We start from the raw sequence: 14,898 nt of genomic DNA, 5'->3' as shown, positions 1-14,898 counted from the left end.
GCTGTCGTTCGCCATCTGCGCGGATGACGTCTTTGGCCGGGATGTGCAATGAATGTGCAGCGATCATGCTGCGATCTGCATCCTGGCTGCCTCCAAGTCGCTGCAAGCCACCAGCCCGCCGCGCACCTTCCAGCCACCTCTGTCGTGGCAACCCCCGTCGCCGTTTGCGCATGCCCCCGGGCCGCGCCGGTGTTGTGCCATCTTTCATTTCCAGGAACCCGTTCAGGATGCGTTGTACCTCCCGCTTGACCCTTGCTTCTCTCGCCGTTGCGGCTGCCCTGCCGGTGGCTGCCCAGTCATCTGCCACAGGCTCCAACGTCACCATCAGCGGTTATCTCGACGCTGGCGTGTTCCGGGATTTCGACAAGACCAGCAAGCTGGGCACGATTCAGCGCAGCAACCTGGCGATTGCCGGTTTCGAGGACCTGGGCGGTGGCCTGAAGGCCACCTTCCGGCTGAGCACGCGCTTCGACCTGGACACGGGCCTGACCGAGGACTATCCGAAGAAGCCCTTCTGGCATGACGAGTCCACCGTGGGCCTGCAGGGCAGCTGGGGCCATCTGCGCCTGGGCCGCGCGCTCAGCGCCATGTGGAGCCAGGAGTGGCAGTTCGATCCCTGGGGCAACTTCAACCGCATCGCCTCGCCGGCCTGGCACATGGCCCACTACCTGACGCCGACCGACCGCGCCAGCAACAACGGCTCGCCCGAGTACGGCCGCATGTCCAACGGCGTGTTCTACGACTCGCCCAAGTTCGGCGGCTTTTCGCTGCACCTGAGCGCCTCGCCCGAGCGTACCGAGGCGCCGGGCCGCCAGGGCCGTGCGCGCTCGGTGTCGGTCAACTACGACCAGGGCGCGGTGGCGGCCATGCTGGCGCACGAGCGCAACGGCAGCGGCGACACCGACCTGTACATGGGTGGCAAGTACCGCATCGGCACGGCAGCGGTGATGCTGGCCTATGACCGCAGCAAGTCGGGCACGCCCGGCACGGGGCCCGACAAGTCGCGCATGGTCTCGCTGGGCGCCACCTACGGCATCGGGGCGACCACGCTCAAGGCCAGCTATGCACGCCAGCGCCTGGACCGCGATACCAACAACATGCTGTCGCTGGGCGCCGAGTACGCGCTGTCCAAGCGCACCATGCTCTACACCAGCCTGGGACACCAGCGCTACGAGAACCAGAGCTCGCGCACCGCCTTCGGCGTGGGCATGGCCCATTCCTTCTGATCAATGCGCTTCCCAGCGGCCTGACTGGGCAGCGCTGGTGATCCTGGCCAGGCCTGGAGCCGGCATGGGCTGAGGGGTGGCGGGCAGGGCGGTGAGTTCCAGGCCTTGCTCCAGCTTGAAGACGCTCACGGCCTGCTGCAGGCCATAGGCCTGCTCCTGCAGGGACTGGGCGGCGGCGGCGGCTTCCTCGACCAGGGCGGCGTTTTGCTGGGTGACCTGGTCCATCTGCGAGATGGCCTGGTTGATCTGCTCCAGGCCCGCCGTCTGCTCGACGCTGGCGGCCGTGATCTCTCCCATGATGTCGGTCACGTTGCGCACGCTGGTGACGATGTTCTGCATGGTCTGGCCGGCCTGCGCCACCAGGGCCGATCCGGTGCTGACCTTGCCGTTGGAGTCCTCGATGAGTAGCTTGATCTCCTTGGCCGCATCGGCGCAGCGCCGCGCCAGGGCGCGCACTTCGGCTGCAACGACGGCAAAGCCCCGGCCCTGCTCGCCGGCACGCGCGGCTTCCACGGCCGCGTTGAGCGCGAGGATGTTGGTCTGAAAGGCGATGGCGTCGATCACGCCGATGATGTCGGCGATCTTGCGCGAGGAGGCATGGATGGCGCCCATGGTGTCCACCACCTGGGAGACCACCTCGCCGCCTTGCTGGGCGACGGCCGAGGCCGAGGCCGCCAGCTGGTTGGCCTGGCGCGCGTTGTCGGTGTTCTGACGCACCGTGACGGTGAGCTGCTCCATGGAGGCAGCGGTTTCTTCCAGCGAGCTGGCCTGGTGCTCGGTGCGCACCGAAAGATCGTTGTTGCCCGAGGCGATCTGGCTGGAGGCCGTGGCGATCGAGTCCGTGCCACTGCGCACCTGCCGGACGATGTGGATGAGGCTCTGGTCCATGCGGTGCAGTGCGTGCAGCAGCTGGCCTGTTTCGTCGGTGGTGGTGGCCTGGATGCGGCGCGTCAGGTCGCCTTCGGCCACGGCCTGGGCCACGCCCAGGGCCTCGTTCAGCGGACGCGCCACGATGCGCGCCAGCGTGAGCGCCAGGGCCAGCCCCAGCAAAATGCTGGCTCCCAGCAGGCCGACCACCCAGATGCGTGCGCTGCGGTAGAGGGCATTGGCATGGTCGTTGGCCTGCTGTCCGCCTTCGTGGTCGATCTGCACCATGCGGTCGATCTGGTCATACAGGCGTCGGCTCAGCTCCAGCGATTCGCCCTGGGCCAGCACCAGGGCTTCGTCCTTGCGGCCATTGCGCGCCAGGGCCATGACCATGGCGTGCTCCTTGGCGTACTCGTTGCGCAGCCGGCCCAGTTCGTCGTAGGCGGCCTTCTCCGGCGCGGAGCTGATGAAGCTGGCGTAGTTGTCGTAGTTGGTCTGGGTCTTCTTCCACAGCTCGCCCATGATCCTGTCGAAGGCACCGATGTCCTGCTCGCTGGTGGAGATCAGGTACTGCAGCTCGTTGACGCGGTAGCGGGCCGTGGTGGCGCGGATGTCGAGCAACATGCGTGATGAAGGCATCCAGCGCGTGGCGATATCGATGGACGCCTGGTTGATCCGGCTGAGCTGCAGCACGGCATAGAGGCCCACGAAGGTGGTCAGCGCCAGGACGGCCACGAAGGCCAGCAGCAGCTTGGAGGAGATCTTGAGATTGCGAAAGGCTTGCATGGCGAAGTCCTGTAGGCGTGTCCCTTGAACGGCAAGGGGGAAAAAGGCGTGCAGCAGGGCGCACCTTGCCTGCCGTGCAGAGCAAGGTGGAACGGGTATCAGCGAAAGAGAAAACGAGGGCCGCAGGGCCCGCTCAGGGTGGGAACCAGCCCGAGGTCCGGCAGATGCGGCCCTTGATGCGGGGCCTCATGGCGCAGGCCCTGTCCGTGCGCCTGCGCTACGGCGGGCGCTTCCCGGGCATGCCGCAGCGGCAGGGAAGATGCAGAGGATTGCGAACCATCCGCCTGCACCGTTTGGCAAGCGGATACCCGCTGCAGCCAGGCGTTCGGCGGCGGCTGCCGCGCGCTGGGGGCGGGCATTGCGGGTAGTTGTCCTAGGGACTTCGGACAGGGAAAAAGTGGCTATCTGCATCTGTGGTGGGGATTATTTCCGCACCGTCTGAGGATGAGGATGCCCACCATCTGATTTTGGATAGGACGTGTCCTAAAAGCCGTTTGCAGGCCCGCAGCCAAGCCATCCACGTCTGCGGATGGCCGGTTTCAAGGCATCGGAAACTTCAGCGCATCAAGGCGACCGGCGTCTGTCGCCAGTCGCTCAGACCACGCCCTTGCCGCGCAGCGCCTGCAGCTGCTGCGCATCCAGGCCCAGGCGCTCGCGCAGCACCTCGTCCGTGTGCTGGCCCAGGGCGGGCGGCGCATAGCGCAGCGTGGTGGGCGTGTCCGACAGGCGCAGCGGGCTGGCCGTGGTCACCACGCGGTTGATGGTCTCGCCCGCAGGCGGCGTGGCGCCCGGATAGCGCTCCTGCTCCACGCGCAGGCCGCGCGCGCGCACCTGCGCATCGTCGAAGGCCTGGCCGATGTGGTTGATGGGGCCGCAGGGCACGGCCTTGTCCTCCAGCAGCGCGATCCACTCGGCCGTGGGCCGGCCGCGCGTGAGTTCGGCCATCAGCGGGATCAGCGCGTCGCGGTGGATGACGCGGCCGGCATTGGTGGCAAAGCGCTCGTCGCGCGCCCAGTCCACGCCGGCCGCCCCGCAAAAGCGCGCGAACTGGCCGTCGTTGCCTATGGCCAGCAGCATGCGGCCGTCGGCCGTGGGGAAGTCCTGGTAGGGCACGACGCTGGGGTGGGTGTTGCCCTGGCGGCCCGGCACATGGCCGGTGTTCAGGAAGCCCGCGCCCTGGTTGGCCAGCACGGCCATGGCCACGTCCAGCAAGGCCATGTCGATGTGCTGGCCCCGGCCCGTGTGGTGGCGCGCCTCCACGGCGCCCAGGATGGCCGTGGTCGCATACATGCCGGTGAACAGGTCGATCACGGCCACGCCCACGCGCAGCGGGCCGCCGCCGGGCTCGCTGTCGGCGCGGCCCGTGATGCTCATGAGGCCGCTCATGGCCTGCACCAGCAGGTCGTAGCCGGCGCGCGGCGCATAGGGCCCGGTCTGGCCGAAGCCCGTGACCGAGCAGTAGATCAGGCGCGGGTTCAGCGCGCTCAGCGAGGCGTAGTCCAGGCTGTAGCGCTTGAGGCCTCCGGTCTTGAAGTTCTCCACCAACACATCGCTTTGCATGGCCAGCTCGCGGATCAGCTGCTGGCCCTCGGCCGTGGCCATGTCCACGGTGACCGATCGCTTGTTGCGGTTGCAGGCCGCGAAGTACACGGCGTTGTCCGAGGGATTGCCTTGCGCATCGGGAAAGAAGGGCGGGCCCCAGTGGCGCGTGTCGTCGCCCTCGCCGGGCTTTTCGATCTTGATCACGTCGGCCCCCATGTCGGCCAGGTTCTGGGTGCACCAGGGGCCGGCCAGCACGCGCGAGAGGTCGAGCACGCGCAGATGGCCCAGCGCTCCTGCGGTCTGGGTGGCCGTGTTGTGGATGGGGCTGGGGGAGGGGGTTTCTGTGTGGTTCATGGGCTGAGGCGGCTATCCCGGGCAGATGGGCCCATGCTACGGCGCGCGGGCCTGCTGCGGCTTCGCATTTGTGAAAGCGCGCGTTCGCGCACGGGCCGGCACTGCGGTTTGTACTGACGCGCGCGGCTCAGTGCCGGAGCCTGCGGCTTTCTACAATGCCGGATGGCCATGCATTTCGATCTTGTGGATCTGCGCCTTATGGTGCACATCGCCGACGCCAACAGCATGACGCGTGGCGCGGAACTTTCCTTCATCTCCCTGCCGGCGGCCAGCACCCGCATCAAGAACCTGGAAGAGAGCATCGGCACCAAGCTGCTGTACCGCACCAGCCAGGGCGTGACGCTGACGCCGCCGGGCCAGGCCTTCGTCACCCATGCGCGCATGGTGCTGGGCCAGATCGAGCATCTGCGCGGCGACATGCAGGAGTACGTGCGCGGCATCAAGGGCCATGTGCGGGTGTTTGCCAACACCACCTCTCTGGGCGAGTTCCTGCCGCCCGTGCTGCGCCACTACCTGCGCCGCAATCCCGACGTGAACATCGACCTGCGCGAGCGCCTGTCGCACGACATCGTGCGTGCCGTGACCGAGGGGCAGACCGACATCGGCATCGTCGCCGGCCTGGTGCGCACCGAGAACCTGGAGACCCTGCCCTACCGCCGCGACCGCCTGGTGCTGGTCGTGCCGCGCGGCCATGCGCTCGATGGCGAGATGCAGATGGCCTTTGCCGACACGCTGGACCTGGACCATGTGGGCCTGCACGAATCCAGTGCCATCCACGCCTTCCTGCGCCAGGCCAGCGACCAGCTGCACCGGCCCATCAAGCAGCGCATCCAGGTGGGCAACTTCGAGACAGCCTGCCGCATGATCGAGTCCGGCGTGGGCGTGGGCGTGCTGCCCGAGTCGGCCGCCAGCCGCCATGCGCATTCCATGGACATCGCCATCGTGCCGCTGTCCGATGCCTGGTCGGTGCGCGAGATGCAGATCTGCGTGCGCAGCCTGGAGGCCCTGCCGTCCTTCGCCCAGGAGCTGGTGGAGCTGCTGGTGGCCGACGCACAGGGCCGGCTCACGCTGGAGTAGCTTGGACTCAACTATTCAGTGCTTGCGCACGGCCTACGCAACTGGCGTGTTCCAAGCGCGAGACGCCGAGCAAGGGCCGCCCCGCAGCGAGGGCGTCGTCCCCCTCCCGCGAAGCGAGAGAGGGGGAAGCGGCGTAGCCGCTCAGGGGGTGTTCATACCGTCGGTGCCAGCCAGTACTTGAAGGTGCCGGTGGCCGTGGCCACCAGCTTTCCGTCTTCATCGAGCAACTGCGCCGCGCAGCTGCACAGGCTGCGGCTGGCGTGCACCACCCAGCCTTCGGCCAGCAGCGCGCCCTTGCCCGGACGGTGGAAGCGGCTGCTCATCTCCACCGTCACGGCGGTCTGCGATGGCCCACCGGGCAGCTCGCCCGCGGCGCGCGACATCACGGAGTCCAGCAGCGTCATGAGCACGCCGCCGTGCGCGGCGGGCAGCTGGTTGAGCAGTTCCTCGCGCATGTGGGGCAGGCGCACATGGACCTTGCCGGGCGGCGCGGGCACCTGCGAGGCGCCGATCAGCCGCATGAATGCATTGCGGTCGGGGGGCGGTGCACTCATACGGCTCATGCGGCGCGCGCCTCGCGCACCATGTTGCGCGCGATGATGACCTGCTGGATCTGGGTCGTGCCTTCATACAGGCGGAACAGCCGCACGTCGCGGTAGAAGCGCTCGATGCCGAACTCGGCCAGGTAGCCCGAGCCGCCCAGGATCTGCACGGCGCGGTCGGCCACACGGCCCACCATCTCGGTGGCGAACATCTTGCAGCACGAGGCCTCGGTGGAGACGTTGCGGCCTTCGTCGCGGCGGCGCGCGGCGTCGATCACCATGCACTCGGCCGCATACAGCTCGGCCTGGCTGTCGGCCAGCATGGCCTGCACCAGCTGGAACTCGCAGATGGGCTGGCCGAACTGCTTGCGCTCCAGCGCATAGTTCAGCGCGTCGCGCAGGATGCGCTGCGCCACGCCCACGCTCACGGCCGCGATGTGGATGCGGCCCTTGTCCAGCACCTTCATGGCGGTCTTGAAGCCCTGGCCTTCCTTCAGGCCGATGAGGTTGGCCGCCGGCACGCGCACGTTGTCGAAGAACACGTCGCAGGTGTGCGCGCCCTTCTGGCCCATCTTCACGTCGTTCTTGCCGAAGCTGATGCCCGGCGACTTCGCATCGACGATGAAGGCCGAGACGCCGCCCGCGCCCTTGTTGGCCGGGTCGGTGCGCGCCATCAGCGTGAACATGCCCGCATGCGGCGCATTGGTGATGAAGCGCTTGTTGCCGTTGACCACGTAGTGGTCCCCATCCCTGATGGCGGTGGTGCGCAGCGAGGCCGCGTCCGATCCCGCCTCGGGCTCGGTCAGCGCGAACGAGGCCATGATCTCGCCCGTGGCCAGCTTGGGCAGCCAGGCCGCCTGCTGCTCGGGCGTGCCGTCGATGAGGATGCCCTGCGAGCCTATGCCCACGGTCGTGCCGATCACCGAGCGGAAGGCCGGCGCGGTCTGGCACAGCTCGAAGAGCACGCGCACCTCTTCCTCCATGGTCAGCTCCAGCCCGCCGAACTGCTCGGGGATGGTCATGCCGAACAGGCCCAGATTGCGCATCTCCTGCACGATGGACTCGGGAATCTCGTCGGTCTCGGCCACTTCGTTCTCGGCGGGCACCAGGCGCTCGCGCACAAAGCGGCGCACGCTGTCCAGCAGGGCTTCGAGGGTTTCTTGGTCGCGGATCATTGCGGTGTTCTTTCTTCTCTCTACGGAATCAAAGCGCTTCGGCCGTACCCAGCACCGCCGTGGATTGGCTGGACAGCGTGCCGCCATTGCCATGGACCACGGCCGTGCGGTGGCGTCCCAGCTGGCGCTGGCCAGCCTCGCCGCGCAGCTGGCGCACGGCCTCGATCAGCGCAAAGATGCCGTACATGCCCGGGTGCACGCAGGACAGGCCGCCGCCGTTGGTGTTGACGGCCAGCCGCCCGCCGGGCGCGATACCGCCCTTGGACACGAAGGCGCCGCCCTCGCCCTTGGCGCAAAAGCCCAGGTCCTCCAGGAACAGCAGGGTGTTGATGGTGAAGGCGTCGTAGACCTGGGCCATGTCCATGTCGGCAGCGGTGAGCCCCGCCATGGCAAAGGCCTGGGCGCCGGACTGCGCGGCGGCCGTGGTGGTCAGGTCGGGCATGCAGGAGATCTGGCGGTTCCAGATGGCGGTGGCATTGCCCAGCACGTAGACGGGGGGGCGCGGCAGGTCGCGGGCGCGCTCGCCGCGCACCAGCACGATGGCGCCCGCGCCGTCCGTCACCAGGCAGCAGTCGCGCACGCTCAAGGGGCTGGCGATGGGGCGGGCCGAGAGCACGTCCTCGATGGTCAGCGGGTCGCGCATGAAGGCTTCGGGGTTGAGCTGGGCCCAGGCACGCGCGGCCACGGCCACCTCGGCCAGTTGCTCGCGCGTGGTGCCGAACTCGTGCATGTGGCGCGCGGCCGCCAGCGCATAGGCGGTCACGGGCAGCACGGGCTCGTAGGGGAACTCATAGGGCTGCGGGTCCAGGAATCGCCGCGCCGCCTGGCCTTCCTTGCGGCCGAAGGTGGCCGAGCGCTGGGCGCTGCCGTAGCACACCAGCACGGCCTTGCACTGGCCGGCCTCCAGCGCGCGGATGGCGGGCAGCAGGTGGGCGATGAAGCTGCTTCCGCCGATCATCGTGCCGTCCACATAGGTGGGGTTGATGCCCAGGTGCTCGATCACGGGCATGGTCCACATGCTGGCGTTGACGCTGCAGGTGGCCAGGCCGTCGATGTCCTGCATGGTCAGGCCCGCATCGGCCACGGCCGCATGGGCGGCGCGCACCAGCAGGGTCATGTCGTCCATGCCGGGGGCCTCGCCGCAGCCATAGGTGGCGGCGCCGGCAATGGCCACGCGCCCGCGCAGCGGGCGGTTCACGGCGGCGGCGTCCAGGGTGGATTGGGGGATACGGGCGCTCATGCTGCACCTCCCTGCGATCCCTGTGCCACCTGTCCGAGCGCGGGCTGGAACAGCACCAGGCCGCGTCCGTCCTTGCTCGCCACATGGGCGCTCACGCGCTGGCCTATGCGCACGTCGGCCGGCGAAATGCCTTCGACGCGGCCCATCATGCGCACGCCTTCGTCCAGGTCGATCAGGGCCACGTTGCAGTCGCCACCGGCATCGCTCTTGCGTGCGACGGTGCTGGTGGAGTAGACCGTGCCCTGGCCGCTGGCGCGCACCCAGCGCAGCGGGCTGGCGCCGCAGTGCGGGCACAGCTCGCGCGGGGTGAAGACATGGCGCGTGCATTGCGGGCACTGCTGTATGCAGAAGCGGCCGGCATCGAGTTCGGCCTGGTAGTGGGTCTGTGCGCTCAGGTGCATGGGCGGTATTTCCGTTCTCGGTGTTCTTGGCGCTGCACCCGGCACGCGGGCGCAGCGGCTGTCCGCCAGCATGCCCGCATCGCGGGGCCGCTTCAATTCGCCAATCTGGAAGGGTGGCTTCACCAGTGCCGGCGCCCGGCTGTCAACCCAGGGTTGCTGCCTAGGCGGGCCGGCGGGCACGGCTGCTATGGTGTTTATGCATTCCCGGCCTTTTCTTCATACCCGCCCTGCGCCGCCTGCCAGCGCACCGAGGGCGCGCCGCCGCTTTGGCACAGCGTGGCGCCACAGGAAGGCCGGCAATGGCGCGCCGCACCCCCGGCCCGTTCTCCGCTGTCGATCCCCACCCACCCAGGAGGTTTTTGCACATGACGGATACGCTGATCAAGGTTGACCTGAACCGCCCGCCCACCGACAACGAAAGAGTCCACAACCGCTGGCACCCGGACATTCCCATGGCCTGCTGGGTCCAGCCCGGCGACGACTTCATCCTGGAGACCTACGACTGGACCGGCGGCTTCATCAAGAACAACGACAGCGCCGACGATGTGCGCGACATCGACCTGACCACGGTGCACTACCTGTCCGGACCCGTGGGCGTGAAGGGCGCCCAGCCCGGCGACCTGCTGGTGGTGGACCTGCTGGACATCGGCGCCAAGCCCGACAGCCTCTGGGGCTTCAACGGCTTTTTCTCCAAAAACAATGGCGGCGGCTTTCTGACCGACCATTTCCCCTCGGCCCAGAAATCGATCTGGGACTTCAAGGGCATGTTCACCAGCTCGCGCCATATCCCGGGCGTGAACTTCCCCGGCCTCATCCATCCCGGCCTCATCGGCTGCCTGCCTGACCGGCCCATGCTGGAGATGTGGAACGAGCGCGAGCGCGCCCTGATCGCCACCGACCCCGAACGCGTGCCCGGCCTGGCCAACCCGCCGTCGGCCGGCACGGCCCACATGGGTCAGATGCGCAGCGAGGCGCGCGACAAGGCCGCCGCCGAAGGCGCGCGCACCGTGCCGCCGCGCGAGCATGGCGGCAACTGCGACATCAAGGATCTGTCGCGCGGCGCCAAGGTGTTCTTCCCCGTCTATGTGGACGGCGCCGGCCTGAGCGTGGGCGACCTTCACTTCAGCCAGGGCGATGGCGAGATCACCTTCTGCGGCGCCATCGAGATGGCCGGCTGGGTGCACATGAAGGTCAGCCTCATCAAAGGCGGCATGGCCAAGTACGGCATCAAGAACCCCATCTTCAAGCCCAGCCCCATCACGCCGCGCTATGACGACTACCTGATCTTCGAGGGCATCTCGGTGGACGAGAGCGGCAGGCAGCACTACCTGGATGTCAACGTGGCCTACCGCCAGGCCTGCCTGAACGCCATCGAATACCTGAAGAAGTTCGGCTACAGCGGCGCCCAGGCGTATTCCATCCTGGGCACGGCGCCCGTGCAGGGCCATATCAGCGGCGTGGTGGACGTGCCCAACTCCTGCGCCACGCTGTGGCTGCCCACGGGCATCTTCGACTTCGACATCAACCCCAACGCCGCAGGGCCGGTCGTCCAGTTCGACGGCAGCGTGGACATGCCCCTGTCCCCCGACCTGCGCTGACGCCAAGGAGCCCGCCCATGCCCACCTACGACTACGACTGCGCGCAATGCGGCGGCTTCGAGGCCCTGCGGCCGCTGCGCCTGCGCGACGAGCCCGCGGCCTGCCCCGGCTGCGGCACGGCTGCTGCGCGCGTGCTGGCCGCCGCGCCCCGGCTGGCGCTGATGGCCGACGGCACGCGCCGCGCCATGGATACCAACGAGCGCGCGCGCCACGAGCCCGCCAGCTCGCGTGACTATGACCATGGCTATGCGCGCTTCAAGCACCCGGCAGGCTGCGGCTGCTGCGGATCGGGGCGGCGCAGCGCCACGGTGACGGCGCCCAACGGCGCAAAGTCCGCGCCCTCGCGGCGGCCCTGGATGATCAGCCACTAGGCTGCATCGGAGTGGACCGCTTCCCAGGGTTTCCACCGCTTGGGAGCCCTGGAAGCGCGCCTTCCACATTCGCGAAACACGGCGCAGGCCGGCTTGCCCAGAATGGGCCGCGCGGCAAGCCGCCGCCCGTTGCCCGGAGTTTCGCCATGCCCCCGTCTTCCCTCCCATCCTCTTGCCCGTCTTCCTTTTCGTCGCAGCGCCGCCGCCTGCTGTCCGCCGGCGGCGCGCTGGCTGCCAGCAGCCTGTTTCCCGCAGCCCGGGTGGCCCATGCGGCCGATGCCTGGCCCACGCGGCCCGTGCGCTTCATCGTGCCCTTTCCGCCCGGCGGTCCCGTGGACACCACGGCGCGCGCCTTCACCCAGAAGCTGGGCGAGATCTGGCAGCAGCCCAACCTGGTGGACAACCGCGCGGGCGCCGGCGGCATGGTGGGCGCGGCCCTTGCGGCCAAGGAGCCTGCCGACGGCTACACGCTGTTCGTGGGCTCCATCCACCATGCGGTGAACCCGGCGCTGCAGCCGAAGATGACCTACGACATAGAGCGCGACTTCGCGCCCGTGAGCTTTGCCGCCATGTTCCCGGTCTTCCTGGTGGCCCATCCCTCGGTGCCCGCCAGCAATGTGCGCGAGCTGATCGCGCTGGCCAAGTCCGGCAATGGCCTGAGCTTCGGCTCCTCGGGCAATGGCGGCGGCACGCACCTGGCCGGCGAGCTGTTCAACATGCATGCAGGCATCAAGCTGCAGCACATTCCCTACAAGGGCAGCGCGCCGGCCATGAACGACCTGCTGGGCGGCCAGGTGCAGCTGATGTTTGCCGATGCGCCCAGCGCGCTGCAGCACATCAAGTCCGGCCGCATCAAGGTGCTGGGCGTGGCCAGCCGCCAGCGCTCGGCCATGCTGCCCGAGGTGCCCACCATTGCCGAGTCGGGCCTGCCCGAGTACGAGGCCTATTCCTGGGCCGCGCTGTTTGCGCCGGCCCGCACGCCGCCCGCCGTGCTGGCGCGCATCAACGCCGACTTCAACACCGCGCTGCGCGATGCCGCCGTGCGCCAGCGCCTGCTGACGGCGGGCGCCGAGGCCGACCCCGGCACCCAGCAGCAGATGCGCGAGCGCCTGAGCAGCGAGCTGCGCAAATGGGCCCAGGTGGTCAAGGTGGCCGGCATCCAGGCGGACTGAGCGCGGCGGCGGGCCGGAGTCGGGGCAAACCCGGCTTCGCAGCGCTGCAACCCCGCCTTTCGCAATCGCGCATAGGCGGGCCGCTATGGCCTGCTTAGGCTTGCCTTCGGTATCCAGAAAAACAACCCCGAGACAAGGAGACGGATATGCGGAAAGGCTTGATGCGAGGCGGCTTGACCAAGGCGCGCGCTGCCGGCTGCGCGCTGGGCGCTGGCCTGCTGTGGACGGCGGCGGCGCAGGCGCAGCAGATATCGGACGATGTGGTGCGCATCGGCGTGCTCAGCGACATGTCGGGCCTGTATGCGGACACGGCGGGGCGCGGCTCCGTCGAGGCCGCGAAGATGGCCGTGGCCGACTTCGGCGGCCAGGTGCTGGGCAGGAAGATCGAGGTGGTCTGGGCCGACCACCAGAACAAGGCCGACGTGGGCGCCACCCATGCGCGCACCTGGTTCGACCGCGACGGCGTGGACCTGATCGTGGACATCAACAACACGGCCGTCGCCATCGCCGTCAACAACCTGGCGCGCGAGCGCGGCAAGATGGTGATCAACACCGGCGGCGCCTCGGACATCCTCACCAACGAGCACTGCGCGCCCACGGCCATCCACTACACCTACGACAGCTATGCGCTGGCCAATGGCGCGGTGCGCGGCATCCTGGCCCAGGGCAAGAAGGACTGGTTCATCCTGGGCGTGGACTATGCCTTCGGCAAGGCCATGACGGCCAATGTGACCGACTTCCTGAAAGACGGCGGCGGCAAGCTGGTGGGCACCACCTTCCATCCGCTCAACGCCAGTGATTTCTCGTCCTTCCTGCTGCAGGCCCAGGCGTCCAAGGCCTCGGTGATCAACCTGGCCAATGCCACCAGCGACACGGTCAACGCCATCAAGGCTGCGCACGAGTTCGGCATCGCGCCCAGGCAGACCCTGGTGCCCAGCCTGCTGTTCATCAACGACGTGCATGCGCTGGGCCTGCGCTACGGCCAGGGCATGGTGCTGACCACGGGCTTTTACTGGGACCGCACCGAGGCCACGCGCGCCTGGTCGCGGCGCTTCTTCGAGAAGATGAAGAAGATGCCCTCCATGATCCATGCGGGCGCCTACTCGGCCGTCACCAACTACCTCAAGGCCGTGCAGGCCACCAGGGGAGACGACGGCAACGCGGTGGCGCGCCAGCTCAAGCAGATGCCCATCGAGGACTTCTTCGCCCAGAACGGCAAGGTGCGCGAGGACGGCCGCATGGTGCACGACATGTACCTGGTGCAGATCAAGAAGCCCGAGGAATCCAGATACCCCTGGGACTACTACAAGGTGCTTTCCACCATTCCCGGTGACGAGGCCTTCCGCCCGCTGTCCAAGAGCAGCTGCAAGCTGGTGAAGACATCATGAAGACACGCGCCGCCGTACTCACGAGAACGGGCGCAGCCGCGCCCTATGCCGACAGCCGCCCGCTGGAGATCTGGGAGGTGGACCTGGCGCCGCCCGGCCCCGGCGAGGTGCTGGTCAAGGTGGCCGCAGCAGGCGTGTGCCACTCCGACCTGTCCATCATCAACGGCGACCGTCCGCGCGACACGCCCATCGTGCTCGGCCATGAGGCCGCAGGCGTGATCCAGGCGCTGGGCGAGGGCGTGACCGACCTGGGGGTGGGCGACCACGTGGTCATGCTCTTCGTGCCCGGCTGCGGCAACTGCCAGCCCTGCGCCGAGGGCCGGCCGGTGCTCTGCGAGCCCGCAAGCCAGGCCGGCGTGGCGGGCACCCTGCTGTCGGGCGCCAGGCGGCTGTCGCGCAATGGCCAGCCCATCTCGCACTTCGTCGGCGTCTCGGCCTTTGCCGAGCATGCCGTGCTCTCGCGCCGCGGCGTGCACCGCATCGACAAGTCGGTGCCGCTGGAGCTGGCCGCGCTGTTCGGCTGCGCCGTGATGACCGGCGTGGGCGCGGTGGCCAATACCGCCAGAGTGAGCCCCGGCCAGAGCGTGGCCGTGGTGGGGCTGGGCGGCGTGGGCCTGTCCTCGGTGATGGGCGCGGCGGCGGCGGGCGCGGCCCGCGTGGTGGCCGTGGACCTCAATGCCGACAAGCTGGCCATGGCGCGCGAATTCGGCGCCACCGATACCGTCAATGCCGGCGACGAGGATGCCGTCAAGCAGGTGCGGGCGCTGACGGGCGGCGGCGTGGACCATGCCTTCGAGATGGTGGGATCGGCCAAGGCACTGGAGATGGCCTACCGCATCACGCGGCGCGGGGGCCAGACCGTGACGGCGGGCCTGCCCTCCAGCGCCCAGGCCATCAGCCTGCCGGTCTGGCACCTGGTGGCCGAGGAGCGCACGCTCAAGGGCTGCTACATGGGCAGCTGCGTGCCGCGCCGCGACATCGACCGCTACCTGGCCCTGCATGCGGCCGGCAGGCTGCCGGTGGACCGCCTGGTCACCGGCCACCTGACGCTGGACCAGATCAACGAGGGCTTCGACCGCCTGGCGCGTGGCGAGGCCATACGCCAGATCATCCGCATGGAGGCCTGAGGTCAGGCTGATAGCGAGGACCGGGGCTGCTG

General features: G+C 68.6%; 13 protein-coding genes. 7 read left to right on the top strand and 6 right to left on the bottom strand.

Annotation, left to right across the window (positions count from 1 at the left end):
• Positions 1 to 227: 227 nt before the first annotated feature.
• Positions 228 to 1,226, top strand: coding sequence for a porin (locus DA1_RS06505; protein ID WP_012202110.1), 999 nt, complete (start codon positions 228 to 230; stop codon positions 1,224 to 1,226).
• On the opposite strand, the gene DA1_RS06500 is transcribed toward DA1_RS06505, so the two are convergent.
• Together DA1_RS06500 and DA1_RS06495 are read right to left on the bottom strand one after the other, a co-directional pair.
• A complete protein-coding gene (locus tag DA1_RS06500) occupies positions 1,227 to 2,879 on the bottom strand; it encodes a methyl-accepting chemotaxis protein (protein ID WP_034397650.1) in 1,653 nt (550 codons plus the stop codon).
• Between the two features lie 594 nt (positions 2,880 to 3,473).
• Positions 3,474 to 4,775 carry a CaiB/BaiF CoA transferase family protein gene (locus DA1_RS06495; protein WP_034397652.1) on the bottom strand — a complete coding sequence of 434 codons (1,302 nt, stop codon included), beginning with the start codon at positions 4,773 to 4,775 and terminating at the stop codon, positions 3,474 to 3,476.
• Between the two features lie 162 nt (positions 4,776 to 4,937).
• On the opposite strand from DA1_RS06495, the gene DA1_RS06490 reads away from it, so the two are divergent.
• Positions 4,938 to 5,852: a LysR family transcriptional regulator gene (locus DA1_RS06490; RefSeq protein WP_012202113.1), complete on the top strand. Its 915-nt coding sequence runs from the start codon at positions 4,938 to 4,940 to the stop codon at positions 5,850 to 5,852.
• Positions 5,853 to 6,004: 152 nt separating this feature from the next.
• On the opposite strand, the gene DA1_RS06485 is transcribed toward DA1_RS06490, so the two are convergent.
• The 4 genes from DA1_RS06485 to DA1_RS06470 are packed head-to-tail and all read right to left on the bottom strand — an operon-like array spanning position 6,005 to position 9,210.
• Positions 6,005 to 6,406, bottom strand: coding sequence for a PaaI family thioesterase (locus DA1_RS06485; RefSeq protein ID WP_034397653.1), 402 nt, complete (start codon positions 6,404 to 6,406; stop codon positions 6,005 to 6,007).
• Positions 6,407 to 6,411: 5 nt separating this feature from the next.
• The gene (locus DA1_RS06480) at positions 6,412 to 7,569 is read right to left on the bottom strand and encodes an acyl-CoA dehydrogenase family protein (protein ID WP_013800068.1); all 1,158 of its coding nucleotides are present in this window, start codon (positions 7,567 to 7,569) and stop codon (positions 6,412 to 6,414) included.
• Between the two features lie 28 nt (positions 7,570 to 7,597).
• Positions 7,598 to 8,809 (bottom strand): thiolase family protein, encoded by a 1,212-nt coding sequence (locus DA1_RS06475; RefSeq protein ID WP_016452203.1) that lies wholly within the window; start codon positions 8,807 to 8,809, stop codon positions 7,598 to 7,600.
• A complete protein-coding gene (locus DA1_RS06470) occupies positions 8,806 to 9,210 on the bottom strand; it encodes a Zn-ribbon domain-containing OB-fold protein (RefSeq protein ID WP_034397655.1) in 405 nt (134 codons plus the stop codon). Before DA1_RS06470 ends, DA1_RS06475 begins: the two co-directional genes overlap by 4 nt.
• 365 nt (positions 9,211 to 9,575) lie before the next feature.
• Here DA1_RS06470 and fmdA point away from each other — a divergent pair, with 365 nt between their 5' ends.
• The 5 genes from fmdA (at position 9,576) to DA1_RS06445 (ending at position 14,866) form a co-directional block, all read left to right on the top strand.
• On the top strand, positions 9,576 to 10,808 hold the full coding sequence (gene fmdA / locus DA1_RS06465) for a formamidase (protein ID WP_034397656.1): 1,233 nt from the start codon (positions 9,576 to 9,578) through the stop codon (positions 10,806 to 10,808).
• Positions 10,809 to 10,825: 17 nt separating this feature from the next.
• A complete protein-coding gene (locus DA1_RS06460; RefSeq protein ID WP_034397657.1) occupies positions 10,826 to 11,179 on the top strand; it encodes a zinc ribbon domain-containing protein in 354 nt (117 codons plus the stop codon).
• A 146-nt stretch (positions 11,180 to 11,325) separates the two neighbouring features.
• Complete coding sequence (locus DA1_RS06455; protein ID WP_034397659.1) at positions 11,326 to 12,351, top strand: tripartite tricarboxylate transporter substrate binding protein; 1,026 nt, start codon at positions 11,326 to 11,328, stop codon at positions 12,349 to 12,351.
• 146 nt (positions 12,352 to 12,497) lie between these two features.
• Positions 12,498 to 13,739 carry an ABC transporter substrate-binding protein gene (locus DA1_RS06450; RefSeq protein ID WP_034397661.1) on the top strand — a complete coding sequence of 414 codons (1,242 nt, stop codon included), beginning with the start codon at positions 12,498 to 12,500 and terminating at the stop codon, positions 13,737 to 13,739.
• On the top strand, positions 13,736 to 14,866 hold the full coding sequence (locus DA1_RS06445; RefSeq protein WP_034397663.1) for a zinc-dependent alcohol dehydrogenase family protein: 1,131 nt from the start codon (positions 13,736 to 13,738) through the stop codon (positions 14,864 to 14,866). Before DA1_RS06450 ends, DA1_RS06445 begins: the two co-directional genes overlap by 4 nt.
• The last annotated feature ends 32 nt before the right edge of the window (positions 14,867 to 14,898 follow it).

This window comes from Delftia acidovorans NBRC 14950 (genome assembly GCF_001598795.1).
GTDB classification, from domain to species: domain Bacteria; phylum Pseudomonadota; class Gammaproteobacteria; order Burkholderiales; family Burkholderiaceae_C; genus Comamonas; species Comamonas acidovorans.
Note: the sequence above shows the minus strand (reverse complement) of the source record. Positions and strands in the feature narration are given on the sequence as shown.

Excerpts from the sequence above, each read along its gene's own strand:
- DA1_RS06505 (WP_012202110.1), top strand. The coding sequence starts at position 228 with ATGCGTTGTACCTCCCGCTTGACCCTTGCTTCTCTCGCCGTTGCGGCT.
- fmdA (WP_034397656.1), top strand. The coding sequence starts at position 9,576 with ATGACGGATACGCTGATCAAGGTTGACCTGAACCGCCCGCCCACCGAC.
- DA1_RS06490 (WP_012202113.1), top strand. The coding sequence starts at position 4,938 with ATGGCCATGCATTTCGATCTTGTGGATCTGCGCCTTATGGTGCACATC.
- DA1_RS06470 (WP_034397655.1), bottom strand. The coding sequence starts at position 9,210 with ATGCACCTGAGCGCACAGACCCACTACCAGGCCGAACTCGATGCCGGC.
- DA1_RS06480 (WP_013800068.1), bottom strand. The coding sequence starts at position 7,569 with ATGATCCGCGACCAAGAAACCCTCGAAGCCCTGCTGGACAGCGTGCGC.
- DA1_RS06455 (WP_034397659.1), top strand. The coding sequence starts at position 11,326 with ATGCCCCCGTCTTCCCTCCCATCCTCTTGCCCGTCTTCCTTTTCGTCG.
- DA1_RS06475 (WP_016452203.1), bottom strand. The coding sequence starts at position 8,809 with ATGAGCGCCCGTATCCCCCAATCCACCCTGGACGCCGCCGCCGTGAAC.
- DA1_RS06495 (WP_034397652.1), bottom strand. The coding sequence starts at position 4,775 with ATGAACCACACAGAAACCCCCTCCCCCAGCCCCATCCACAACACGGCC.
- DA1_RS06445 (WP_034397663.1), top strand. The coding sequence starts at position 13,736 with ATGAAGACACGCGCCGCCGTACTCACGAGAACGGGCGCAGCCGCGCCC.
- DA1_RS06485 (WP_034397653.1), bottom strand. The coding sequence starts at position 6,406 with ATGAGTGCACCGCCCCCCGACCGCAATGCATTCATGCGGCTGATCGGC.
- DA1_RS06460 (WP_034397657.1), top strand. The coding sequence starts at position 10,826 with ATGCCCACCTACGACTACGACTGCGCGCAATGCGGCGGCTTCGAGGCC.
- DA1_RS06500 (WP_034397650.1), bottom strand. The coding sequence starts at position 2,879 with ATGCAAGCCTTTCGCAATCTCAAGATCTCCTCCAAGCTGCTGCTGGCC.
- DA1_RS06450 (WP_034397661.1), top strand. The coding sequence starts at position 12,498 with ATGCGGAAAGGCTTGATGCGAGGCGGCTTGACCAAGGCGCGCGCTGCC.